Source organism: Bradyrhizobium sp. CCBAU 11357 (genome assembly GCF_028128865.1).
In the GTDB taxonomy this organism is placed as follows: domain Bacteria; phylum Pseudomonadota; class Alphaproteobacteria; order Rhizobiales; family Xanthobacteraceae; genus Bradyrhizobium.
Genome location: NZ_LBJW01000100.1, coordinates 43333 through 65876 on the forward strand (window position 1 = coordinate 43333; position 22544 = coordinate 65876).

23 protein-coding genes are annotated in these 22544 nt (G+C 61.9%); 1 reads left to right on the forward strand and 22 read right to left on the reverse strand.

The genetic code is table 11. The annotated features are described in order from the left end of the window. Nucleotides 1-12 precede the first annotated feature (12 nt). The 3 genes from XI05_RS18080 to XI05_RS18090 all read right to left on the reverse strand — a co-directional run bounded on the left by XI05_RS18080 (nt 13) and on the right by XI05_RS18090 (nt 2846). Entirely contained in the window at nt 13-1005 is a 993-nt protein-coding gene (locus XI05_RS18080; RefSeq protein WP_271504059.1) for a helix-turn-helix domain-containing protein, read from the reverse strand. A gap of 318 nt (nt 1006-1323) precedes the next feature. Then, on the reverse strand, nt 1324-1923 hold the full coding sequence (gene wrbA / locus XI05_RS18085) for an NAD(P)H:quinone oxidoreductase (protein WP_271504060.1): 600 nt from the start codon (nt 1921-1923) through the stop codon (nt 1324-1326). 101 nt (nt 1924-2024) lie between these two features. Further along, nucleotides 2025-2846, reverse strand: a complete 822-nt coding sequence (locus XI05_RS18090) for an SDR family NAD(P)-dependent oxidoreductase (protein ID WP_271504061.1) — start codon at nt 2844-2846, stop codon at nt 2025-2027. Nucleotides 2847-2957: 111 nt separating this feature from the next. Here XI05_RS18090 and XI05_RS18095 point away from each other — a divergent pair, with 111 nt between their 5' ends. Next, a complete protein-coding gene (locus XI05_RS18095; protein WP_271504062.1) occupies nt 2958-3902 on the forward strand; it encodes a LysR family transcriptional regulator in 945 nt (314 codons plus the stop codon). 21 nt (nt 3903-3923) lie between these two features. Here the strand turns inward: XI05_RS18095 and XI05_RS18100 are convergent, their stop codons facing one another. From XI05_RS18100 to XI05_RS18190, 19 genes are all read right to left on the reverse strand, one after another. Further along, nucleotides 3924-4379 carry a hypothetical protein gene (locus XI05_RS18100; RefSeq protein ID WP_271504063.1) on the reverse strand — a complete coding sequence of 152 codons (456 nt, stop codon included), beginning with the start codon at nt 4377-4379 and terminating at the stop codon, nt 3924-3926. A gap of 5 nt (nt 4380-4384) precedes the next feature. Further along, the gene (cyoD, locus tag XI05_RS18105) at nt 4385-4780 is read right to left on the reverse strand and encodes a cytochrome o ubiquinol oxidase subunit IV (RefSeq protein ID WP_271504064.1); all 396 of its coding nucleotides are present in this window, start codon (nt 4778-4780) and stop codon (nt 4385-4387) included. Continuing rightward, on the reverse strand, nt 4777-5409 hold the full coding sequence (locus tag XI05_RS18110; protein WP_271504066.1) for a cytochrome (ubi)quinol oxidase subunit III: 633 nt from the start codon (nt 5407-5409) through the stop codon (nt 4777-4779). Before XI05_RS18110 ends, cyoD begins: the two co-directional genes overlap by 4 nt. 10 nt (nt 5410-5419) lie before the next feature. Beyond that, the gene (gene cyoB / locus XI05_RS18115; RefSeq protein ID WP_271504395.1) at nt 5420-7387 is read right to left on the reverse strand and encodes a cytochrome o ubiquinol oxidase subunit I; all 1968 of its coding nucleotides are present in this window, start codon (nt 7385-7387) and stop codon (nt 5420-5422) included. 2 nt (nt 7388-7389) lie between these two features. Then, nucleotides 7390-8268 carry a ubiquinol oxidase subunit II gene (cyoA, locus tag XI05_RS18120; protein ID WP_271504068.1) on the reverse strand — a complete coding sequence of 293 codons (879 nt, stop codon included), beginning with the start codon at nt 8266-8268 and terminating at the stop codon, nt 7390-7392. Between the two features lies 1 nt (nt 8269). Further along, the gene (locus tag XI05_RS18125) at nt 8270-9298 is read right to left on the reverse strand and encodes a heme o synthase (RefSeq protein ID WP_271504070.1); all 1029 of its coding nucleotides are present in this window, start codon (nt 9296-9298) and stop codon (nt 8270-8272) included. Nucleotides 9299-9355: 57 nt separating this feature from the next. Beyond that, complete coding sequence (locus XI05_RS18130; protein WP_271504072.1) at nt 9356-10312, reverse strand: 3-hydroxyacyl-CoA dehydrogenase NAD-binding domain-containing protein; 957 nt, start codon at nt 10310-10312, stop codon at nt 9356-9358. Nucleotides 10313-10331: 19 nt separating this feature from the next. Then, on the reverse strand, nt 10332-11255 hold the full coding sequence (locus tag XI05_RS18135) for a 3-hydroxyacyl-CoA dehydrogenase (protein ID WP_271504074.1): 924 nt from the start codon (nt 11253-11255) through the stop codon (nt 10332-10334). A 34-nt stretch (nt 11256-11289) separates the two neighbouring features. Next, nucleotides 11290-12075: an enoyl-CoA hydratase gene (locus XI05_RS18140; RefSeq protein ID WP_271504076.1), complete on the reverse strand. Its 786-nt coding sequence runs from the start codon at nt 12073-12075 to the stop codon at nt 11290-11292. A 32-nt stretch (nt 12076-12107) separates the two neighbouring features. Then, nucleotides 12108-13349, reverse strand: coding sequence for a CaiB/BaiF CoA transferase family protein (locus tag XI05_RS18145; protein ID WP_271504078.1), 1242 nt, complete (start codon nt 13347-13349; stop codon nt 12108-12110). Nucleotides 13350-13390: 41 nt separating this feature from the next. After that, nucleotides 13391-14197: an enoyl-CoA hydratase-related protein gene (locus tag XI05_RS18150; RefSeq protein WP_271504080.1), complete on the reverse strand. Its 807-nt coding sequence runs from the start codon at nt 14195-14197 to the stop codon at nt 13391-13393. 58 nt (nt 14198-14255) lie between these two features. Next, nucleotides 14256-15476: an acyl-CoA dehydrogenase family protein gene (locus XI05_RS18155; RefSeq protein ID WP_271504081.1), complete on the reverse strand. Its 1221-nt coding sequence runs from the start codon at nt 15474-15476 to the stop codon at nt 14256-14258. Between the two features lie 437 nt (nt 15477-15913). Beyond that, nucleotides 15914-16900: a hypothetical protein gene (locus XI05_RS18160; RefSeq protein ID WP_442869287.1), complete on the reverse strand. Its 987-nt coding sequence runs from the start codon at nt 16898-16900 to the stop codon at nt 15914-15916. A gap of 20 nt (nt 16901-16920) precedes the next feature. Then, on the reverse strand, nt 16921-17193 hold the full coding sequence (locus XI05_RS18165; RefSeq protein WP_271504083.1) for a hypothetical protein: 273 nt from the start codon (nt 17191-17193) through the stop codon (nt 16921-16923). 223 nt (nt 17194-17416) lie between these two features. Next, complete coding sequence (locus tag XI05_RS18170) at nt 17417-18418, reverse strand: helix-turn-helix domain-containing protein (RefSeq protein WP_271504085.1); 1002 nt, start codon at nt 18416-18418, stop codon at nt 17417-17419. A 101-nt stretch (nt 18419-18519) separates the two neighbouring features. Further along, nucleotides 18520-21324, reverse strand: a complete 2805-nt coding sequence (locus tag XI05_RS18175) for a helix-turn-helix transcriptional regulator (RefSeq protein WP_271504087.1) — start codon at nt 21322-21324, stop codon at nt 18520-18522. Nucleotides 21325-21427: 103 nt separating this feature from the next. Beyond that, nucleotides 21428-21913 carry a hypothetical protein gene (locus XI05_RS18180; RefSeq protein ID WP_271504089.1) on the reverse strand — a complete coding sequence of 162 codons (486 nt, stop codon included), beginning with the start codon at nt 21911-21913 and terminating at the stop codon, nt 21428-21430. 52 nt (nt 21914-21965) lie between these two features. Then, nucleotides 21966-22343 (reverse strand): hypothetical protein, encoded by a 378-nt coding sequence (locus XI05_RS18185; protein WP_271504091.1) that lies wholly within the window; start codon nt 22341-22343, stop codon nt 21966-21968. Next, nucleotides 22340-22522: a hypothetical protein gene (locus XI05_RS18190; protein ID WP_271504113.1), complete on the reverse strand. Its 183-nt coding sequence runs from the start codon at nt 22520-22522 to the stop codon at nt 22340-22342. Before XI05_RS18190 ends, XI05_RS18185 begins: the two co-directional genes overlap by 4 nt. Nucleotides 22523-22544 lie beyond the last annotated feature (22 nt).

The window sequence follows — 22544 nt, forward strand, 5'->3', positions numbered from 1 at the left end:
GAGTTCGTGATGCTAGATTCGAAAGGGTCTGCCGCAAACAGTCAAGGATTTGCCACGATGACACGAACTCAGCTCCCGACGATATTGACCGGGTGACTGTCCTGTAGCCTGCCTGAATGCCCGGGTAAAATTGGCTTGGCTGGAAAAGCTGAGTGCCAGCGCAATGTCTGCTAACGACCGATCACCTTGTAACAGCAAGGCCTTTGCGCGCTGAAGGCGCCTGGCGCTGACGTAGCGATGCGGCGATTGTCCGACGGCTTGCCCGAAAGCCCGCGCGAAATGGAATTTGCTCAGGCAGGCTATTGATGCCATGTGATCGATGGTGAGATCGCCTTCAAGGTTTGCTTCGATGTAGTCCAGCACGCGGAAGAGTCTGCGTCGATCGAGTCCTTTTGCTGTGAGAAGCGGAAAAGGCTGATTGGATGATGCGTTGGCAGTTTTTTGAACCAGCCTTGCCGTCAGACTGGAAGCCAGAGTTTCAACGAGCAGATTGCCGGCAGAAGTTTCAGTGTGTAGTTCCGCTGCGATTGCATACGCGATCTCGGCCAACAGCGAATCTTCGAATGCTCTTTCGTACCTAAGCGCGCCGATCGCAGAACCATCGATGTTGCTCCCGAGGTTGCTCGGTGAGAGTTGGCTCAGCGGGAGACACATATGCAAAATCCCCACCATGTCTTCGGCGTGGTCGACGAACCTATGCAGCCCGGGAGGAGACAGCCAAATTGTCCCGCGCCTGGCGAAGCTCCGATCTTCGATGCCTGCGGCCCGCCGCGTGACGAGCGATTCATTGCCGCACACATCGACGCAGATCTCGATATCGGATCGCGAGGTCATCCAAGGGATCGTGCCTTTGCCATGGTTCCGCAGCTCAGCTGACAGGCCGGACCAGCCGCGATTTGCCGAGGATGACAGCAACGACGCAGGACCATGGCCTGCCCAGGAGTCGCAGTAGGACTGCGGCTTATTTCGGCCGGCGACCGCCCGTTGCTCCTGTCGAATTGCCATCTCTCGCTTTCCTTCTGCGCTGGTTCGCTGCTCGTGTTGGCATCGAAGTGCTCACCCACGCTGTAATATCGGCGGCACACCAACAGTGGCCGGCGGCGCCAACAACAGACACCTTTCACAATTTCCGGTTTGCTGCGCTCAAGTGCGTGTTCTGCACCATGTTGCCGAGGCGCAGGCCGCGCGAGTTCTCGGTCGGCTCCTTGCTGGTGAGTTCCTTCACCCCTGGGGTTGCGCGATGTTGACGGGAATACAATAGCAACAGGTCACATTTAATTGTGCGCAATTGAACGGGGCGAGGCACCGTGCACCCCCATCGCATCATCCATGCAGTTTCTTCGCGGTCTCTGCGATAACCCGTCCTTGATAGCGCGCGCCTGCGAGTTCGTTCGCGCTGGGCTGACGGCTGCCGTCGCCGCCAGTGATGGTTGTCGCACCATAGGGCGAGCCGCCGGTAATTTCATCGAGCTTCATCTGGCCGGCAAAGCCATAATTGAGGCCAACGATCGTCATGCCGAAATGCAGGAGATTGGTGATGATCGTGAACAGCGTGATTTCCTGCCCGCCATGCTGGGTCGCCGTCGACGTGAAGGCGCCACCGACCTTGCCGTGCAATGCGCCCTTGGCCCAGAGGCCGCCCGCCTGGTCGAGGAAGCTTGCCATCTGCGAGGCAAGGCGGCCGAAGCGGGTGCCGGTGCCGACGATGATCGCATCGTAATGGGCGAGTTCTTCCACTTTGGCAATCGGAGCTGCCTGATCGAGCTTGTAATGCGAAGCCCTTGCCACCTCGGCCGGCACCAGTTCCGGCACGCGCTTGATGTCAACGGTGGCACCAGCTTCACGCGCGCCCTCGGCGACCGCACTCGCCATCGCTTCGATGTGACCATACGCGGAGTAGTAGAGAACAAGGACCTTGGCCATAATGGCTTCCTTAGAATTTGCGTTCATTTTCATGGATCGTCATGGCCGGGCTTGACCCGGTCATGCATTCTTGAGCCAAGCGATGGCCGGGTCGTTGCCAGCTAGGCACCTGAGACCTGGTGCTTTTGCAAATTGTAGCGAGACGCCGGGATTGCGCTCGAGAGCTTGCCCGCCATCGCAAGGCGCGCAGCCTCATGGCGATCCCACTCGGACTCGTCTGGCAACGACGGGATGGTTACGGTCTCACCCAGGTCGAGACCGACGAGCGCAGCATCGACCAGGTCGTCGGCTGACATCACGATTTGCGCCGGAAGCTGATGCAGTGGCGTGCCGGCAATGTCCCAGAATTCGGTTGCAGTGGCACCCGGCAGCACCGCCTGCACCCGGATGCCCTTGTCGGCGAGTTCGTGATGCAACGACTGGCTGAACGCGAGCACGAAGGCTTTCGAGCCACCATAGACACCATTCAACACTTCCGGCGCGATCGCGACGATCGAGGCGATGTTGATGATCGTGCCATCGCCGCGGGCGACAAATCCCGGGACCGCCGCATAGGTCAGCCGCGTCAACGCGGTGACGTTGAGGCGGATCATGTCTTCCATCTTCTCGACGTCAGCGCCAAGCAACGGCGCCGAAGCTCCGACGCCGGCATTGTTGACCAGCACTGAGATGCCGGCATTGGACTTCAGGATGTTTTCGATGCGTTGCAGGTCAGCAGGCGACGTGAGATCGGCTTCGATCGTCTCCACGTTGCGGCCCGTCTCATTAGAGAGCCGTCGCGCCAGCGAGGTGAGCCGTTGCTTGTTGCGTGCAACGAGGATGAGGTCGTGGCCCCGCTTGGCCAGGCGATCGGCGTAGATCGCACCGATCCCAGTCGATGCGCCGGTGATGAGGGCGGTGCCCTTGGCTTGGATGGTCGTCATGGCCGTCTCCTGTGTGGAAGATCTCGTGGTCTGCCACCCCCAGATAGACCCTTCCGGAAATGATAAACATCTGGCAAGATAGAGAAGTATCTTTCCAAAAATGGAAGATTGATGGATCGTTTTCAGGCCATGTCGATCGTGTTGGCCGTCGCCGAGACCGGCAGCCTGTCCGCGGCAGCGCGCCGGACAAAAACCCCGCTGGCAACGGTGAGCCGGAAGGTGTCCGAACTCGAAGCTCACCTGCAGACCAAGCTGTTCAATCGCTCGAGCCGCGTGCTTGTGCCGACCGACGTCGGGCGCTCCTACATCGCCGCCGCAAAGCGAATTCTTGGCGACGTGGCCGAAACCGAACGGGCGGCCTCCGGCGAATATGCGGCGCCGCGCGGCGAGCTGAGCGTATCGGCGCCCCCGGCGTTTGGCCGGCTGCACTTGGTGCCGGTGCTGGCAAAATTCGTGGCCGCGTTTCCCGATGTCGACATTCACCTCGATCTGCGGGACCAGTCAACGAACCTTCTGGAGGAGCATATTGATGTCGCGCTTCGCATCGGCACCCTTGCGGACAGCAGCCTGATCGCGGTGGGGATCGGGGAAATCCGTCGCGTCCTGTGCGCAAGCCCGGCGTACCTCAAGACCCGCGGCACGCCAAAATCCCCTGACGACCTGTCCAGGCACGACTGCATCAGTTCCGTGCCACCGCTACAGTCGACCAACACATGGACGCTGCAGAAAGCCAACGCCGAGTATGTCGTACCGGTGCGATCGCGCCTCGTCTTGAACAGTATTGAGTCGGCCTTTGAGGCCGCACGAGCTGGTATGGGGATCGCTGCGATTGCGTCCTATCAAGTGACCGAGTCAGTAAGGTCCGGAGAGCTGGCTCTGCTGCTGCAGGATTTCGATTCACCATCGATACCGGTAAGCTTCGTCTATCCGCCGAACCGCTTCATGCCGGCTAAGCTGCGTGCCTTCCTGGACTTTGCGCTGCCGCGCCTCAAAGCCCGTATTGGCGATTTGCCGAGACCTTTGGCGCCGGGAAGCCGTGCCAAGCGCCCCCGCTAGAGTGAGCAGCGGTATCCCCGGTCAAAGCCGCCGGTCGCGCATCTCGTCGAATTCCTCACGACAGGCCTCGCTGAATTCGCGCAGCAGATCGATGGATCCGCATTTTGCCATGTCACGCAGTTCGCCGAAGCTCTTGTCCGGTTCCAGATAGGTATCCATGATCGTCTTAGCGATGTGCTCGGCGCTCCGCACGACCGGCTTGGAGGACAGCACTCGCATCCTGTTGAGCTTTGCGTACAGCGCAACCAGTCCCGGGGCACCGTCGCCGACCTCATGATGCTGAAGCGCATCGATGTGACATCTCGCGGCTTCCTCGATGAAATCCCTGTAGAGGATCTGTCGCCGGTTCTTCTCGTGAAGCAACCATTGCGCGCGGACCTGGCTACGGTGGTTCAGCCAATTGGCCACCCCGCTCGTCAGGCCGCCAATAGTTGCGCCGGAGAGGGCCGCGAGTGCAGAGATGATGGAAGCGTCCATCTGGTTCAGTGCCGCATTTGCAAATTCATCATCTCGCCATGCGCCATCATGTTCTCATTCAAGTTCGCCATGATCACGAGCGATCCCGCGAGAACCAGAAATACGATGAGCACGCCAAATGCCAGCGCCAGGACATTGTGAGTGCTGTCCGGTCCCGTGGTGATATGAAGAAAGAAGACCAGGTGCACTCCCATCTGCGCGATGGCCAGGACAGCGAGCCCGGCCGGCACGCCGGGAGCCCAGATCGCCGAGGTGTTTGCTACCCAGAAGGACGTCGCCGTCAGGATCGCCGCCAGCAGCAAACCGATCGTGTACACGAGAACGCCGGCAGACGCGCTTCGCTCCGCGGCCGGGATCGCCGGCCTGTCTCCCGGTGCAACATCCCAACGCGTTTCAGTCATGGAAGGACTCCCATCAGGTAGACAATCGTGAATATCAGGACCCAGACGATGTCGAGCGCGTGCCAGAACAAGGAGAAGCAGTGCAGGCGGCGCACCACGACCGCTTGAAATCCCCTCAGCGACAGCTGAACCATCATGAGGACCAGCCAGACCAGTCCGATCGCTACGTGCAGCCCGTGACATCCCACGAGCGTGAAGAAGGCGGAAAGAAATGCGCTGCGTTGCGGCGATGCCCCCACCGCAATCATGTCCTGAAATTCCCGGAATTCGAGATTGAGAAATGCCGCACCCAGGAGGATGGTCACCACGGCACCAAGGAAGGTGCCGAGCTGATGGCGCGAAATGATGGCCAGCGACATCAGTCCGCAGCTGTAGCTGGAGAGCAGCAGAAGAGCCGTCTCCATCGCAGCGTTGCGCTGATCGAACAACTGGGCGCCGGTCGGGCCCCCCGCACTCGCCTTCGCGAGCACGGCATAGCTCGCAAATAGCGCCGAGAACATCACGATATCGCTCAGCAGGAAGATCCAGAACCCAAAGCCTGCGATGATTCGTTTGGGCGCGGGCCCCGCCTCGCTGACATCAACCAGTTCGGTTGTGCGGACAGCATTTGCGTCGACCAGAACGTTCATAGCGAGACCTCTACCTGACGTACCGATCGAACTGGCCGAGCTGTTCTGCCGGAATCTCGACTTCGTCCGTTGCGCGGAACATGAAGGCAAGCCACATCACGGTTGCGCCGAGAAGTCCGACGCCTGCGAGCCACCAGATGTGCCAGATGAGGGCGAAGCCGGTGATCGTTGCGAAGAACGCGGTCGCAAAGCCTGCCGGGCTGTTCCTGGGCATTTCGATCGGCTCATACCTGCGCTGCCGCCCGACCACGTCCTGTTTCGCGAGCACGCGCTGTTTCCCGGCCCAGAATGCATCGATGTCATCTACGCGCGGCAGGACCGCGAAATTCCAGGCCGGCGGCGGCGATCCGGTGGCCCATTCCAGGGTGCGGCCGTTCCACGGATCGCCCGTCGTGTCGCGCAGCTGTTCACGACGGCGAATGGACACCACGAGCTGAACGACTTGGCAGACGATCCCGGCCATCACGATGACCGCGCCCGCCTCGGCAACCAGCAGCCAGGGCTGCCAGGCGAGGACATCATAGTGCTGCAGGCGGCGGGTCATCCCCATCAGCCCGGTCACGTAGAGCGGCATGAACGCAAGATGGAAACCGATGAACCAGCACCAGAACGCGGCAACGCCCCAGCGCTCATCCAGCTTGAAGCCAAATGCCTTGGGAAACCAGTAATTGTAGCCGGCGATGGCCCCGAACAGGACGCCCGGGACGATGACGTGATGGAAATGGGCGACCAGGAAGACACTGTTGTGCACCTGCCAATCGACCGCCGGCAATGCCAGCAGGACCCCGGTCAGGCCGCCGAACACGAACGTCACCATGAAGCCGATCGTCCAGAGCACCGGCACCGTGAACCGGACGCGACCGCCGTACATCGTGAACAGCCAGTTGAACACTTTGACGCCCGTCGGCACCCCGATGATCATGCTCGTGATACCGAAGAAGGCGTTCACGCCCGCACTTGCGCCCATCGTGAAGAAATGATGCAGCCACACGGTGTAGGAGAGCACGCAGATCGCCAGGGTCGCACCGACCATCGATCGGTAACCGAACAGCGTCTTTTCGGAAAATGTCGCGCTCACCTCCGAATAGATGCCGAATGCCGGAAGGACCAGGATGTAGACTTCGGGGTGACCCCAGACCCAGAACAGGTTCACGTACATCATTGCGTTGCCGCCGCCATCCAGCGTGAAGAAGTGAAAGCCGAGGTAACGGTCGAGCAGCAGCATCGCGAACAGCGCGGTGAGAACCGGAAAGGCGGCCACGATCAGGAGATTCGAGGCGAGCGCAGTCCAGCAGAACACCGGCATGCGCATGTAGCTCATGCCCGGGGCCCGCATCTTCAGGATCGTGGTGACGAAATTGACGCCGCTCAACAGGGTCCCGATGCCCGAGATCTGCAGGGACCAAAGGTAATAGTCGACGCCGACGCCTGGCGAAAACTGCAGCTCGCTGAGCGGGGGATAGGCAACCCAGCCGGTCTTGGCGAACTCACCGACGAAGAGAGAGAGGTTGATCAGCAAGATTCCCGTCGAAGTCAGCCAGAGGCTCGCGGAATTCATCGTCGGGAACGCCACGTCACGGACGCCGAGCTGCAGCGGCACGGCAAAATTCATCAGCCCGATCACGAGCGGCATGGCCACGAAGAAGATCATGATCGTGCCGTGCGCCGAGAAGATCTGGTCAAAATGCTCGGGCGGCAGATATCCCTGTGCACCGCCGGCGGCGACCGCCTGCTGCGTGCGCATCATGATTCCGTCCGCGAAGCCGCGCACGAGCATGAGCAGCGCGAGGACGATATACATCACGCCGATGCGCTTGTGATCGACGGATGTGATCCACTCGCGCCAGAGATATGGCCAGTATCCCATAACGGTGACCCATGCGAGAGCCGCCAGGACGACGGCGCCGACGCTCGCCACCGTTCCCATGATGATCGGCTCGTGAAACGGAATGGCGGTCCAGTCGAGCTTGCCCAACAGGTTCATCGTTCTGCCCTCTTGGATTTGGGATAAGCGACGCAGAGACCAGCATCCGGCTGCGTCGCAGCACTCCTGATGTCGGTGAACAGGCCGCCCACGACCGACCGATAGGTAAAGGGCAAAACCGCCCTGCTCGGCCTGACCAGCGCGGCATAGGATAGTGTGTCAAGGACCGGGCCGGCGTTGCGCGTTGCAGCCACCCATTGCGCAAAGCTGTCGGGCGCCACCGCGTCGACCTTGAAGACCATGTCGGAGAAGCCCGCGCCGCTGTAGTTCGCCGACATCCCACGATATGTGCCGGGATGGTCAGCCCGCAGATTCAGGCGCGTCACCATTCCGGCCATGGTGTAGATCTGGCCGGCGAGCTGCGGCACGAAGAAGCTGTTCATGACGCCCGAGGACGTCAGCTCGAAGCTGACCGGCGTGCCTACCGGGATGGTCAGATGATTGACGCTCGCGACACCCTGCTCCGGATAGATGAACAGCCATTTCCAATCGAGCGAGACGACTTGGATCTTCAACGGCCTGGTGGAGGAGGCAATCGGCTTGGGCGGATCGAGGTCGTAGGCGCCGATCCAGGCGACGGTGCCGACAAGGAGCACGGTCATCAGCGGGATCGACCAGACCAGCATCTCGATGCGGCCGGAATAGACGAAATCCGGCCGGTAGCGTGCCCGCTCATTGGATGCACGGAACCAGAAAGCAACGCCAAGAGTCGCGAGCGCGACCGGGATCACGATCGCGAGCATGATGCCGGTCGCGTTGAACAGAATTTGCCGCTCGGCAAGCGCAATGGGGCCCTTGGGATCCAGCACGCCCCCATCGCAGCCGCCGAGCATCGCGGCCGCCAGCAGGAGCAGGGTGAACGAACCGGACCGCATCTCACGCCTCCCGAACGCTGAAGGTGCGCGCACTGTGCATGATGCCCGGCTGTTTCGCGGTCAACGACGATACGTTCGATCGGCCGTTCAGCCCCGAACGTGTCGGCGCCGGCGCATTGTTGTGGTCGGCCAGAAGGCTTGCGAACAGCAGGAACAGATAGGCGATGGAGAAGACAAACAGTCCGTGAGCGGCGCGGCGATCCGTTGCAGCGCTGCTATTCAGGTTCAATGCGAGCAAGAGAAAGAGCGCACCACCTAAGGCGACGACCACACCGTAGAACATGCCTGCAAAGCCAAGGCCGACGGGCAGCTCCGACGCGAGAACGAGAAGCCCGCTGTAGATGAGGATCTGCCGCGTTGTTGCCTCACGTCCTGCAACGACCGGCAGCATGGGAACGCCGGCACGTGCATAGTCATCGGAGCGGTTGAGCGCGAGCGCCCAGAAATGCGGCGGCGTCCAGAGGAAGATGATCAGGAAAAGCGCCAGCGGCTCGAGCCCGATCTGGCCCGTCGCCGCGGCCCACCCAATCACCGGCGGAAGCGCGCCGGCTGCACCGCCAATGACGATGTTCTGCTTTGTTGTCCGTTTCAGCCACGCCGTGTACACGGCGACGTAGAAGAGAATGGTGCAGGCCAATAGCGCCGCCGCCGCGAGATTCGTCACCAGGGCGAGAGCCATGACGGCGGTGATGCCGAGCACAACTCCGAAAATGAGCGCCTCTGTCTTCGAGACCTTGCCGCGAGGAATTGGCCGCATCGCCGTGCGCGCCATGACCGCGTCGATATCGGCGTCGTACCACATGTTCAATGCGCCGGCGGAGCCGGCGCCGGCCGCAATGGCCAGAATTGCGATGAAGCCGACAAACGGCTCCAGGCGTATCGGCGCGATCATCAATCCGACGAACGCGGTGAACAGCGCTAGCGTCATCACGCGCGGCTTGGCCAGATTGATGAATTGGCGTGGTCGCTCCACCCAGCCGGACCGCGAGGTCAGCCGAAGGCGCGATACCGAAATCGCGATGCTGATCATGGTTGATCCCTCAGGAAAACTGCGACCGGCTCGTTGACGCAGCTGTTCGTCGCGACGTTACGGAGCACGCTTCTCCGGACGCCTGGCGCGCAGTTCCAGCAGGCCGAGAAGAGTTTCATCTCTCTCTGCTTCGAGCTCTTCGATGCTGCGCGATCCGACCTCGGCATGAACGCCGTCGATGAGCTTCTTCTGCACCTCGGGAGTCAGCTCGGGCGTACCGAGGGTCTTCCACGTTGCGGTAAACGGGCCGGCAAACTGGTGCAAGAAATGCTCGATGCCGCCCGGGCCGCCGCCGAGATGGTTGAGCATCATGTTGCCCATGATGCCCCAGCGCAGACCCGGACCCCAGGACAAGGCATCGTCGACGTCCGCAGCGCTCAGCACGTCCTCAGCAACGAGGTAGTAGACTTCTCGCGCCAGTGCGCCCTGCAGGCGGTTGGCGACATGGCCCGGCATTTCCTTGTTGAGCCGGACGGCTTTCTTGCCGATCGACTTGTAGAACGCGATCGCGCGCTGGATCGTCTGTTCCGAGGTCCTGGTCCCGCCGACGACCTCAACCAGCGGAATCAGGTGCGGCGGATTGAAGGGGTGACCGATGACGCAGCGCTCAGGATGCAATGCTGCGCCCGACTGAATGTCGCTCATCTTGATCCCGGACGAGCTCGACGCGATGATCACATCCGGCGGCAGCAGCTCGTCGAGCTGCTTGTATAGTTTCTGCTTGAACTCCAGCCGCTCGGGTCCGTTCTCCTGGACCAAGTCGACACCGGCGACCGCTTCGGCCAGGTCGGCCGTGAACCTCAGCTTCGCCTGCGACGCGCCAGACGACAGGCCCAGCCTTTCGAGCGCCGGCCAGGCCGACTTCACGAACTTGCGCAGCGCGGATTCCGCGTCGGGTGCGATGTCCGTCGCCACGACTTCGAGTCCCTTGGCGAGGTACTGCGCGGCCCAGCTGGCGCCGATCACGCCAGTGCCGATGATTGCGACGCGACGAATGGGTTTGGTATTGGTCATGGGGTGCTCCGATCTGTTGTCAGACTTCGACGTAGGCGACGCCGGTGAGATTTCCCTGGGCGGCGAGAAGCATCCGCTTCCCGGTCCCGTCGAGCTTCGCCGCATAGAGCGAACCGGCGAGATCGGTCACGAACATCCGGTTGCCCGGAACATCCAGCGCGATGCCAATACCTTCCATCAGGTCCGAGACCACGATCTGCGGCACGTTCTGCGCGGGCTTCGCGTCGATCGGCGCACGGTTCACCGTGTTGCCGCGGGGGGGATTGCCGCGGTCGGTCCAGTAAAGCACGCGATGCTCGAGATCGATTTCGAGATCGATCGGCTCGGGAAGCCCGTTGAAGAAGACCTCGATGTCGCTGCGGTCAGCCGCCGTCTCGCCCTTGGGGATCTCGATCCCGGCGCGCAGGATGCGTCCGACTTCGGCGTTGTCGCCGCCCTTCTGCGTCCAGTAGATCCGTCCGCGTTCGGGATCGACGGCGATTCCGACGCACCATCTGTTCTGATCGCGCCGGTCATTCTCGCCCTGGCCGGTCTGGACGAGCGTCTCGATCTGCGATCCGTCGAGATTGGCGCGCATGACTCGCATCCCCTCGCGATCGGACCAGTAGAGTTTGCCGTTCGCCTTATCGAGATGGAGCTGCTTCGGCGTGAATGTGCCGCCTGGGGCAACGATGAACCTGCGATTGCCGCCATCGAGCTCGGCGCGTTCGATGGACCCGTCGTTCCGGCTGGGAACGCCCATATTGGTCCAATAGACGTGCCCTGCTTCCGCATCAACGACGATGCCGTCCGGATGGGAGCAGTCGGCAGCGATGACGCGAGGATGCGAGCCGTCCGGCCCCATCGACAGGACGCGCCCGCCGCTCAGGTCGAGGAGAAACAAGCGGCCGGACCGGGTCGCGCCCGATACGACCTTGGTCTGCGTGACATGGAGTACGGTCATGGTCTGTCCTTTTGTGTCGCTTCGCTGGCGCCGACTATTCGGCCGGGTGCGGCTTCGGCAGGTTGGCGAAATTGGGCGGGCGCTTTTCCCGAAACGCTGTGAAGGCTTCCGTGGCTTCCGGGGAATGGATACGCTCGCTGAACTCCCGGCTTTCGGATTTCGCAGCCTCTCTGAGCTGCCCGATCCAGGCCTGCTTGATGAAGCGCTTGGAGGCGCGCAGCGCGCCGGCCGGTTTTGCCGCGAGCTTCTGCGCCGTCGCGGTGGCGGTCGCGAGCAGATCGCGATCAGGCACCACGCGGGTCGCGAGCCCAAGCTCTACCGCCCGCGCGGCCGAGAACGGTTCGCCGAGCAGGAACAATTCCGCCGCCCGGAGATGGCCGACGCGCGCCGGTATCGAAAAGCTCGAACCGAACTCCGGCACCAGCGCAAGATCAATGAACGGCAGCTTGAACTTCGCACTCTCGCCTGCGTAGACGAAATCGCAGTGCGTCAGCATGGTGGTTCCGCCGCCGACCGCGGCGCCCTGTACGGCCGCGACGATCGGCTTTTCGAACGCGACGAACGCGTTGATCAGGGCGGACTGCGGGGATTCACCTGGCCCGGGTGGATTCTTCAGGAAGTCCCCGATGTTGTTGCCGGCGCAGAACGCGTCGCCGGCGCCATGCCAGAGCACGACACGGATGTGCTCATCCTTGTCGGCTTCGCTGATGATTCCAGCGAGGTTCGTGTACATGCCGGCCGTCATCGCATTCTTCTGCGCCGGGCGATTGAGCTCGACCCGAAGAATGCCGCCAGAGATTTCCGTGTTGATGTCGCTCATTGCGTGCTTCCTTTCCGATGGTCCGTCGGCGATCAGACCGCGCGTTCCTGCTTGCGCGGTGGCGCCGCCTTCGCGATGGCGCCGTTTTCGCGCAGGTTGATGATACTGTTGGCGTCGAAGCCGAGTTCGCGGAGGATCTGCTCAGTGTGCTCGCCAAGGTCCGGCGCGCGCTGGGCCGGAACCTTGGTGACGCCATGCACCGTGATCGGGCTCGAGATCGTCGAGGTCAGCTTGCCGCCGGCGCCGCTGAGCGGCACGACGATATCGTTGGCCACGAGCTGCGGGTCGTTGACGACCTCCTGCGGGCCGCGCACTTCGCCAAAGGTGACGTTGACGCCGGAAAACACCGCATGCCAGTGCGCCATCGGTTTGGCGCCGAAGACCTCGTCGAAGATTGCGGTCAGTTGCGGCATGTTCGCGACCAGCTGCGCAGGATCGGAAAAGCGCGAGTCGGTCAGCAGGTCGTGGCGGCCCATTGCATTGACGACGGGAACGACTTTGTCCGGCGTGACGATGAGGACAAACCACGTGCCGTCGGAGGAACGATAGACGTTCGCCGCGGCGTTGGCCGGATGCGTGCGGTCGTGCATCGGCGGAAACTTGGCGCCGGCGAGAGCTGCCTGAATGGAAACGCTCGCAGACCACACGCCCTGGGCCAGCAGCGACGTCGTGACGTAGGAGCCGTTGCCGGTACGCTCGCGCCGGTACAGGGCGGTGACGATCGCTGCGTAGAGACCGACGGCCGTGGCGTTGTCGCCGCTGCCACCCACCGGCCAGGTCGGCGGCGCGCCGGCATCGCGCGTCATCGACAACAGACCGCTGCGCGCCCAGTAGGAGGTGATGTCGAAACCGGGCGGTTCGGCGTCCGGCCCGTGCTCGCCGAAGCCGGTGAGGTCAGCATAGATCAGACGCGGATTCCATCCCGCAACGTCATCATATTCGAGCTTCAACTTCTTCCTTGCATGGTGCGGCGTGTTGACGATGAAGACGTCGGCCCAGTTGGCGAGCTCGAAGATGATCTGCTGCGCGCCCTGTGACTTGAGATCCAGCGCGATGCTGCGCTTGTTGCGGTTGGCGAGATGCCACTGATAAGGATCGTGGGCGTTCGGCTGGAATGGCACCTTGTGCCCATTGCGCCAGGGATCGCCGTGCGGCGGCTCGACCTTGATGACATCGGCGCCGAAGTCGGAGAGGATTACGGCAGCGCCCGGTGCGGCGACGAAGCTCGAGAAGTCAACGACCTTCAAGCCGGAAAAGATGTTGTCGTTTGCCATGGGAGGCTCCTGAGTTCGATTTGGTTTGTTGGTTTGCAATCTCAGCGGCCGTGAAATTGCGGCGCGCGTTTCTCGAGGAAAGCCGACGTGCCTTCCTTCTTGTCTTCCGTGCCCGCGCATAGCCCGAAATAGGAGGCTTCGAGGACCAGGCCTTCGCTCTGGCTCGTCTCCATTCCCTTGTTGGTCGCATCGAGCGCGAACTTGACGGCGAGCGGGGCATTGGCGGCGATCTCGCTCAGGAGCGCTTCGGCGCGCGGGATCAGCTCAGATGCGGGGACGATCTCGTTGACGAGCCCGATGCGGTGCGCCTCCTGCGCACTGATCAGTCCGCCTGTCAGAATGAGCTGGAGAGCCCGGCCCTTGCCAACGAGACGCGGCAGCCGCTGCGTGCCGCCACCACCCGGAAGCAATCCGAGCTTCACCTCCGGCTGGCCAAACTTCGCGTGCTCCACCGCGATGCGGATGGTGCAAGCCATCGCGGTCTCGCAGCCGCCGCCGAGTGCAAAGCCGTTAATCGCCGCGACTACTGGTTTGCCGAGATTCTCGATCAGATCGAGAACCTGCTGTCCGAAGCGGCTGGACCGCTCGGCCTCGATCGCGCTCGCTTGTGCCAAACCGCCGATATCAGCGCCGGCGATGAAGGCCTTGTCGCCCGCTCCCGTCAGGATGACGCCGCGCACGGTCGGGTCGCTTTTGGCATTCTCGAATGCGGTCGACAGGTCCTGCCAGGTTGCTACGTTAAGAGCGTTGAGCACCTTGGGCCGATTGACCGTTACATAGGCGATCGCACCTCGTGTCTCGTAAAGGACATTCGCGAGCGGCGGCGCGGCAACTGCTGATGTTGACATGTTGATCGATCCTGACTGAGGGATGGGCCGGCAGCCGAGTGCCGGCCCGTTCGTGACATCAGACGAAAGCACTGAACCCGGTGATCGCCTTGCCGACGATCAGGTTCTGCATCTGGTAGGTGCCTTCGTAGGAGTAGATCGCTTCGGTGTCGGCGAAGAAGCGCGCGACGTTGTAGTCGACCACGATCCCGTTGCCGCCCAGCACCTCGCGGGCCCAGGCGACGGTTTCCCGCGCCTTGCTCGTGCAGAACGCCTTGACGATCGCTGCCTGCGCGTCCGTAAGCTTGCCCTGGCTTTCCAACTGCACCGCGCGGGCCAGCATGGATTGACAGGCCACGATGTTGCCCAGCATCTTAGCCAGCAGTTCCTGGATGAGCTGGAACGAGGCGATCGGCTTGCCGAACTGCAGGCGTTCCTGGGCGTATTTGAGGGCGTTCTCGTAGGCGCCCATCTGCGCCCCGGTGATCTCCCAGCCGACGCCATGCCGGGTGCCGCGCAGCACCAGCGCGGGATCGCGGAACGTCCCCTTGCCGCCCTGCAGACGGTTCGCATCGGGCACCCGGCAGTCGGTGAGCGTGATCTGGCCGTTCTGCACGACCTTCAGCGCAATCTTGTTCTCGATCTTCTCGACGCTGAACCCGGGCGTCGTCTTGTTCTCGACGATGAACCCCTTGACCTGGTTGTCGGCCACGTCGCGCGCCCAGACGATCGAGATATCGCACCAAGGCGCATTGCCGATCCAGCGCTTCTGGCCGTTGAGGATCCAGGTGTCGCCGTCACGCTTCGCCGTGGTCAGGAGACCGGCACCGGCGCCTGAGCCCACCAGCGGCTCGGTCAGCGCGAAGCAGCCGACCTTTTCCATGCGCGCCATCGGCGGCAGCCATTTCTGCTTCTGCTCCTCGGTGCCCGCGAGGTAAATGGATTCCATGGCGAGCCCGGTGTGGACACCATGGAAGGTGCAGAACGAAACGTCGGTGCGCGCGATCTCCAGGGCGACCAGGGCGACCAGCAGCGGGCTTCCGCCCGGGCAGCCGTAGCCGTTGATGCCGATGCCAGCGATGTTCAGCTCCTTGTAAGATGGGAGCAGCTCGAACGGGAATGAATCATCGACCCAGTGCTTGTTGATGATGGGTTGGACCTTCGTCTCCATGTAGGCGCGCACCTTCTTGACGATCGCCCTCTCCTCCTCGCCCAGCGTGTCAGCAAATTGAAAGAAGTCGGCGTTCGGCGGAGGAAGCTGTTTCGGTCCCGAAGGCTTCAGTGCAGCAGCGGCGGCCATTTAGATCTCCATTTCGATGTGGGGCCTGCGACTGCAGCAGGCGTCTCGTCCAACGCATCGAACCTAGTGAAGCAACTGGCTGACGGCTTTGCATCGCGTGCTGTCATTTTGTCATTTGTTGCTGGCGAGCGAGACGGCAGATGCAATGCGGGATAATGGCCGCGCACTACTCAAGACTGTCTGACGTATGGGGGTTACAAATGCCAAAGTCGCGCGTGCTGCCCAGAGCAAGAAGCGCAAGTGTTCAAGCCCCCGTCGGGTGACGAAGCTCTTGCACCAGATGACGAGGCTGACGGAGGCAAGCACGCTTCAGCGCCCAGCGCAGGTCGAACCGCTAGCAAGTGGGATTATAAGGTCTCCCGAACAACGCGACCAACGACGCGCGTATGGCGCGGAACAGGAAGCCTTTGGCAGTTCCTCAGATGGGGTGCTACCTGCTACTCTTGCCGACGCGGAGTCATCTCCTTGCGGCTCATAGCTTCGGCCGACTTGACAGGTTTTGCCGGCTCCGGGGAAGTCGCATCCGCGCTGCTTACGATGCGACCCTGCACCTGTTTGGGCATCAGTTCGGCCATCGCTGCATCGGGACTGCCCGCTCGAGCTACCTTATCGGTGGTGACGAGATTGGTGAGTCGCAATTCATCCCGAGACAGTTCATGCAGATCTTCCCACGGCGGCACGTTAAGCGAAAGCGACAACAGGTCGCCCGCGCCGCCCATATCGAAGGTGTACTTTGCGAGACGCCCGATATCGCGTTCCACGATCATCAGATCATCTGCGCTGTAGGTTGCGGCCTTGGCGTCATCGGCGCGGTCGCCGAGCCAGATCTGATGCACCCGAACATGGGCAGTCTCGGGAACGTAGCGCGTCTTGCCCGCCAGCAGAAGGAACACGCACATCGATTCGCAATAGGCTACGGGTGCCATACCTGCAGGAGCACTCTGGGCGGTATTGGTCTGAACGCTGACGCCGACGGTGGTCAGTGCCTCAAGCTCGCGGAAACGCCTTCCAAGGGCGATCGCGGCGTTGACCGAACCGCCGCTGGAATCCAGCACGATGGTAGCGCCGCCGAGCTGTCGTCCACGAGCAAATTCATCAAAATCGCCCGGGCTGTCGTCGGTCACGATACCGGTCGCGCTGACCCAGCCCCGGCAATTCGGCTGGCAGTCGACCCAACTGAACTTCATCGGCAGTTTGCGTTCTTCGAGGGCGACGCCGGCATAGACCGAACCGCTCAGCACAGCCATCAATGCTATGCAAAGGAAGGCGCCAACGAGCAGCATCCAACCCCGAATTTCCGTCCAGCGAGTGCGATTATTGGCTCCACCGGAGATGCGGATGCGCTCCGAGGATTCGACTCTCGAAATTGTCGCCAGGTTGAGGAGGAGCGAAACCGCAAGCAGGTACACGGCTATCACGAACATGATTGCATGACCTCGACCGGCTATCGGGTGGGGTTGGCCGTCCCGAGGCGGTGCACATACACTGGCGACAGCTGATGGTGTCCGGCCGACGGTGCCGCTTCAGAACCGGAGCTTTGCCAGGGTTGATGCTTGGCCCGCCATTTTGGGCCGGGACCGCGCATGTAGTGCAGTTCGGGCCGGTAGCTGTCGCGCACGTCCATGATCAAATTTTGAACGACCCTGGTGAAGTCGGATGCCGACTCAGCCGTCTTGCGAACAAAACCTGACAATGCGCTTGCATCTATGATGCTCATCACAGAACTCCTCAGTTCGTGTTGCCGTTCGATGTCGGCGCTAGGTAATCTCTGGACGTTTCGTGTGCCTTGCTTCGTCGCGATCGAACATAGTTAAGGGACCGAGCGAATCTTTGCGTCACGTGCTTTCGTTTTGTCATTTGTTGCTGGCCAAGGAAGACAGATGCAGATGCTGGATGATGGCCGCGCGAATTTGAGAGTGGTGATGACGCGGCCTCCGGATTCACGCCAGCACCGGAAGAGCCTGTCTGATATCAGCCGGCGAAGAATCGTGTTGTCGCGATCCAAACTCGCGGCGATATTGGCCGGGCGCCCGACCTGTTGCCTGGCTGAATGCGCGTGTGAAACTGGCTTGGTCGGAAAAGCTGAGCGCCAGCGCAATATCCACCAACGATCGATCACCTTGCATCAACAAGGCTTTCGCGCGATCAAGGCGCCTGATGCTGACATAGCGATGAGGAGAATGTCCGACGGCCTGCTTGAAGGCGCGGGCAAAATGGTATCGGCTCAGACAGGCGATCGAAGCCATGCCATCAAGGGTAAGATCGCCTTCCAGGTTTGCCTCGACGTAATCCAGCACACGGGCCAGCCTGCGACGATCTAGGCCTTCCTTTGAAGCAGAGACGGTGGGCTGGCTTGTCGGTGCACCGGAGTGCGTTTGAACGAGCCTGGCCGCCATGCTGTTGGCCAAGGAGTCAACCAGCAGCCTGCCGGCCGAGGTCTCATCCTGCATTTCCGACGCAAGGGCGCGGGCGATCTCGCCCAGCAGCGGATCCCGGAATGCGTTGTCATATCTCAGCGCTCCGATCACGGATTTGTCGACGTGGAGGCCCAGCCTGCCCGGGGTGAATTGGCTTGGGGGAAGATGAATATGCATGATCTCGGGCAGATCGCCGGCGATCGCGATGGAACCCTCATTCCAGCTCGGAGGAGTGAGCCAAACAGTATTCCGGAGGGCGACAGTCGAGTCCTGGATCGCGGAGGCGCACCGTGTGACCAGCGACCCATTTCCGCACACATCGATGCAAACTTCGATGTCGGACGACGCACCGCGCCAGGGAATCACGCCCTTTCCAACGTACCGCATTTCCGCCGACAAGCACGACCAGCCACGATTTTTCGAAGACAATACCGGTTTGGTCTGGCCACCAGCCGTCCAGGAGTGACAACAAGGCTGCGGTTCATTTCGGTTCACCGCGGGCGGCTGTTCCAATCTGACGTCCAAGGCGGCCTCCTACCATTCGTCGCAGGTTTGCACGCATGGAAGGTAGATGCCGGAGGGCGCGGGCGGCATCCGTCAAATGACCAGTCCGATGACAGACCCGCTCACTGGGCCGTACTACCGGCTGTCGCCAGAACGGAGGACAGGCCGGACCGCGAAGTGATCCCGATCTTCGTAAAGACCCGCTGCAGATGGTAGCCGACGGTCCGATGAGACAGATAGAGTCTGGCTCCGATAATCTTGTTCGAATGCCCTTGGGCCGCGAGCTGTGCGATGTGCAGTTCCTGTGGGGTCAGGCTTTCCCAAACCTGTGCTGTCCGGCGAAGGCTTGCCTCGCCGGCTGCGCGCAACTCCTCCCGCGCGCGATCGCTCCAGGGTGAAGCGCCGAGCGCGTCGAAGATATCGCGGGCCTGACGCAGCGGCGCCCGCGCATCGGAAGAGCGGCGCTGTCGGCGAAGCCACGCGCCGTAACCGAGCAGCAGGCGCCCTCGCAGGAAGGGCCAATTCTTTGCAGCCGGCCCAAGCCCCTTCAGGAAGTATTGCTCTGCATCCTCATTTGTCGCGATCAGCGCCTTGCCGTAGCACAACATCGTTGCGACCCACGGCACCGGATCCGGAGCGGATACGCGCTCCACCTCATCGATCAGCTTGCGCGCATCCTGCGAATGATCGGAATAGACGGCCGCTTCGACAAAGTCGGCCAGCGCAAAGAATTGCAGGCCGGAGTTGAAAGCTGGATCGGCCGGCGCAAACAGCCGCTGCAGGTGCTCGAAGGCCTCCGAATGCCGACCGGCACCGATGGCCGTTATGCCGCGCCCCAATTGCAGCATCGCTAGCAGAAAGCTGGCGCCAGTCGACAGCACCAGGCGCTCCGCTTCCGTCGCGCATGTCTCAGCCTGCTCAAGCCTCCCCTGCATGCCCGCAAGCTGCGCTTTCACGATCGTGGCCGCTGCCGTCCATACCGCAGATCCCGTCTCCTCGGCAAAACGGGCGGCTTCCTCGGCTTCTCGCCTCGCCCCGATCCAATCGCCGACTTCCATTTCAGCCCACGCCTGAGCGAACAACGCACGCGCCAAATTGCCGATTCGCCCCTGTTTTCGCAGCCCCGCGGTGGACTCAGCCAGGAAACTTACACCAAGATCAAACGCGCCAATGACGTTTGCAGTGCTTCCCAGGATTCGCGCAACATGCGGATCGTTGCTGCCCTTTTGCGAAAGCAACATCAGCCCCGCGTATACCTCGCTGCTTCGTCGAAGCGGCTCGGAATAGGCGGATATGGCGATGCCGCGCGGGTCGAGCTCCGACAACTCGAGTGATCTTGCCGCGGTAAGGACGCTCGCGCGAAGCTCGCTACCCGCGTTGCTCCACCAGCAGCGTTGCGCCGCTCGCCAGAGAAGATTGCTCGCCAAGTCCTTCGCGCCAGCCGCGCGCGCCTGGTCAGCAAGATTTACGAGGGCGGAAATCTTGCCGAGATCATTGACCATGAGCGGTTGACTCATCTCGCGGCACCAGCCGACCCGGGCGACGCCCAGCCTATCCGACGGCTCCACGTCGGCTTCCCGCAACAAATGCGCCAGCAACCCCGGTCGACCAAGGTCGGTTGCAATTTCGGCGGCCTGCAAAAATCGTTCTCTCCTGGCCTTCGCCTTGCTGCTCAGCTTTGCCGCGATCTGCAGAACCTCCATGGCCATGATGTTGGCGCCCCGGCTCTGCGCACGATTCGCCATGAGATCGAGTTCGGCGGCCAGGTCGTCGTCGGGCCCCAACGTCGCCGCAGCACGATGCCAAAGCCGGCGGTCTTGATCCTCGATGACCGCCGCAAGCGCGGAATGAACCCTTTGGCGCGTTGCTACGTCGGCGGTTTGATGGATCGCGGATCGCACGAGCGGGTGTCGAAACCGAACCTGCATTGCATCGAGATCGATCAGCTGGGCGGAGGCGGCGGGCGCAAGGGCGTCGACCCCGACATTCTGGGTCAGCAGCACTTCGCCGGCGCGCAGGATTTCGTGGAGAGACGTTCCGTCGTTTTCAGCGGCAACGTTCAACAGCATCTGAGTGGCGCCCGGAAGGCCGGACAAGCGGCTGGAGAAGGTGCGTTCAAGTCGCTCCGTCAAGGGAAGCCATCGAGCCTCCCCATCGTCCTCAGTTCGCAAGCTGTGCGGCAACTCTACCAGCGCCAATGGATTGCCGGCGGCTTCCTTGAGAAAGCGGTCGCGCAGCTTCCCGGAGAGGCCGGGGGCCCGGATGTCGAGCAGGCGGGCCGCATCGACGTCGCCGAGCGCAGAAACGACATGCCGCAACGTGTCGGCGTCACCAAATGGAAGGGAAAAACCCTCTCGTAGAGCGAGCAGCAGGACGATCGAATCCGAACTCAGACGCCGGGAGACAAACGACAGCACGTCACGCGTCGCTTCATCCAGCCATTGCGCATCGTCGACGACCAGGAGGATCGGTTTGTGAGTTGCGCTTTCAGTGAGCAGCGTCAGCGTTGCAAGCGCGACCAGCCAGACATCGGGTGGTTCAGCAGCTTCCTCGCCCAGCCCGAACGCATTCAGCAAGGCAGACTGCTGGCGGGGCGGCAAAGCCTTTGCCAGCTTCATGAGTGGACGCAACGCCTGCTGAAGTCCGGCAAACGCCAGATTAACTTCAGCGAGCACGCCGGTCATGCCCAATACGACGATGTCCCGTTCACGGGCCCTGTCTTTGGCCTTCTCGAGCAGCGCTGATTTTCCAATCCCCGGTGCCCCGCTGATAAAGAGAGTTGCCCCGCCGTCATGGATCCTGTCGAGAAGCTGATCGATGAGAGCAATTTCAGTTTCTCGCCCAAGCAGTGAAAGTTCTCCCGAGCGCGGGGCGCGCGCGCGCTGATTTTCCTGCGGTGGCGCAGTTTTTTTCAGCCGTTTCGCCATTGCCCGTTCCGGAGCAATCCGTTCGGGTGATCTCTCAACCAGAACTCTGGGCAACATCCTAGCATGCGCCGGCGACGAGGGCATCGGGGTGCTATCCAACTGCTTAGGCGGCGAGGTCGGAAATGCCTGGGTCTGGGCGTCCAGCGTTGCTGTTCCGGGCTTCGATGGCCCTGACGGAGTTTTCAAACGCCTTGTCCAGAACCCGCCCGCCGATCGTCCCGAGCACGAAGCCGAGCAGCCGCCCCGTCAGATTCTTGCCGTCCCGCGTGACGACCACATCGATGTCTGTCGTGCCGTCGGACTGACGCGTGAAGGTGTAGATGTGACCCGACGCACCACCCCACACGTTGGAGTCGATCGTCGTGAGGACGACGCGGGCGGGATCAGACCAGTCGTAGTGCAGGCGCTCCCAGATCCCGCCCGAGCCTTCCGTGACATCGGCGTGCGAGCCGCTTCTACGATGCACCTTGAGATACGCATCGCTGCTGTTGTCAAACAGCTTCGAGCGGCCGGGCCCGAAATCGGTCAGGCCGGCCACGTACTGCTCGGGCGTCGCCGTGGTGGTTCGATGAAGGTGGATGGTCGACATATGCAGTTTCCTTGGCCGTGCTCTTTGGTGAGCGCAGCCGTTAAAGTTGGGTTCAGTTCGAGGCTGTGTTCGGTTTGCGAACTAGCACGCTGTCCCCTTCCCGGCTGATCTCGATCACACCCGCTGGCTGCGGTGTCGAGAGCAGCAGGCGCTGACCAGGTGTGAGAAGAGATACGACGCGGAACGGTGTTCCTGTCTCGCCTTGCGCCAGAGTGGCGACCACGCGAAATCCATCCCGCTCGACGGTGTAGTAGGCGACCCCCGATATCCGGCCGAGGTTAATGCTCTTGGCCTCAATGGGGCGCAGCCTTTCTGCGTGGGCCGCCGTCAGAGAAGCGATACCGAATGCGGCGGCGAACAGCGTGTTGCGGATTGACATGACGATTGCTCCTAATGATTGACGATCGAGCACGGCGAAGTCGTTGATCACGACAGCGGTTCGCCGCCCCGATGAATCCAGGTTCCGTTGATGGCGATCGGTGTGCTGTCGGGCTGTCCGTTGACCGGATCGGCCGGCGGGAAGACGCTGTCGTAGATCGCGCGGGCTTCTCGTATCAGGCGGAGCCGTTCGCGCTCGGCCTTCGGGATAAATTGGATGACTTCACCCATGTTTCGCCTCCAGTTCGTGACG

Excerpts from the sequence above, each read along its gene's own strand:
- XI05_RS18080 (WP_271504059.1), bottom strand. The coding sequence starts at position 1,005 with ATGGCAATTCGACAGGAGCAACGGGCGGTCGCCGGCCGAAATAAGCCG.
- wrbA (WP_271504060.1), bottom strand. The coding sequence starts at position 1,923 with ATGGCCAAGGTCCTTGTTCTCTACTACTCCGCGTATGGTCACATCGAA.
- XI05_RS18090 (WP_271504061.1), bottom strand. The coding sequence starts at position 2,846 with ATGACGACCATCCAAGCCAAGGGCACCGCCCTCATCACCGGCGCATCG.
- XI05_RS18095 (WP_271504062.1), top strand. The coding sequence starts at position 2,958 with ATGGATCGTTTTCAGGCCATGTCGATCGTGTTGGCCGTCGCCGAGACC.
- XI05_RS18100 (WP_271504063.1), bottom strand. The coding sequence starts at position 4,379 with ATGGACGCTTCCATCATCTCTGCACTCGCGGCCCTCTCCGGCGCAACT.
- cyoD (WP_271504064.1), bottom strand. The coding sequence starts at position 4,780 with ATGACTGAAACGCGTTGGGATGTTGCACCGGGAGACAGGCCGGCGATC.
- XI05_RS18110 (WP_271504066.1), bottom strand. The coding sequence starts at position 5,409 with ATGAACGTTCTGGTCGACGCAAATGCTGTCCGCACAACCGAACTGGTT.
- cyoA (WP_271504068.1), bottom strand. The coding sequence starts at position 8,268 with ATGCGGTCCGGTTCGTTCACCCTGCTCCTGCTGGCGGCCGCGATGCTC.
- XI05_RS18125 (WP_271504070.1), bottom strand. The coding sequence starts at position 9,298 with ATGATCAGCATCGCGATTTCGGTATCGCGCCTTCGGCTGACCTCGCGG.
- XI05_RS18130 (WP_271504072.1), bottom strand. The coding sequence starts at position 10,312 with ATGACCAATACCAAACCCATTCGTCGCGTCGCAATCATCGGCACTGGC.
- XI05_RS18135 (WP_271504074.1), bottom strand. The coding sequence starts at position 11,255 with ATGACCGTACTCCATGTCACGCAGACCAAGGTCGTATCGGGCGCGACC.
- XI05_RS18140 (WP_271504076.1), bottom strand. The coding sequence starts at position 12,075 with ATGAGCGACATCAACACGGAAATCTCTGGCGGCATTCTTCGGGTCGAG.
- XI05_RS18145 (WP_271504078.1), bottom strand. The coding sequence starts at position 13,349 with ATGGCAAACGACAACATCTTTTCCGGCTTGAAGGTCGTTGACTTCTCG.
- XI05_RS18150 (WP_271504080.1), bottom strand. The coding sequence starts at position 14,197 with ATGTCAACATCAGCAGTTGCCGCGCCGCCGCTCGCGAATGTCCTTTAC.
- XI05_RS18155 (WP_271504081.1), bottom strand. The coding sequence starts at position 15,476 with ATGGCCGCCGCTGCTGCACTGAAGCCTTCGGGACCGAAACAGCTTCCT.
- XI05_RS18160 (WP_442869287.1), bottom strand. The coding sequence starts at position 16,900 with ATGTTCGTGATAGCCGTGTACCTGCTTGCGGTTTCGCTCCTCCTCAAC.
- XI05_RS18165 (WP_271504083.1), bottom strand. The coding sequence starts at position 17,193 with ATGAGCATCATAGATGCAAGCGCATTGTCAGGTTTTGTTCGCAAGACG.
- XI05_RS18175 (WP_271504087.1), bottom strand. The coding sequence starts at position 21,324 with ATGGCGAAACGGCTGAAAAAAACTGCGCCACCGCAGGAAAATCAGCGC.
- XI05_RS18180 (WP_271504089.1), bottom strand. The coding sequence starts at position 21,913 with ATGTCGACCATCCACCTTCATCGAACCACCACGGCGACGCCCGAGCAG.
- XI05_RS18190 (WP_271504113.1), bottom strand. The coding sequence starts at position 22,522 with ATGGGTGAAGTCATCCAATTTATCCCGAAGGCCGAGCGCGAACGGCTC.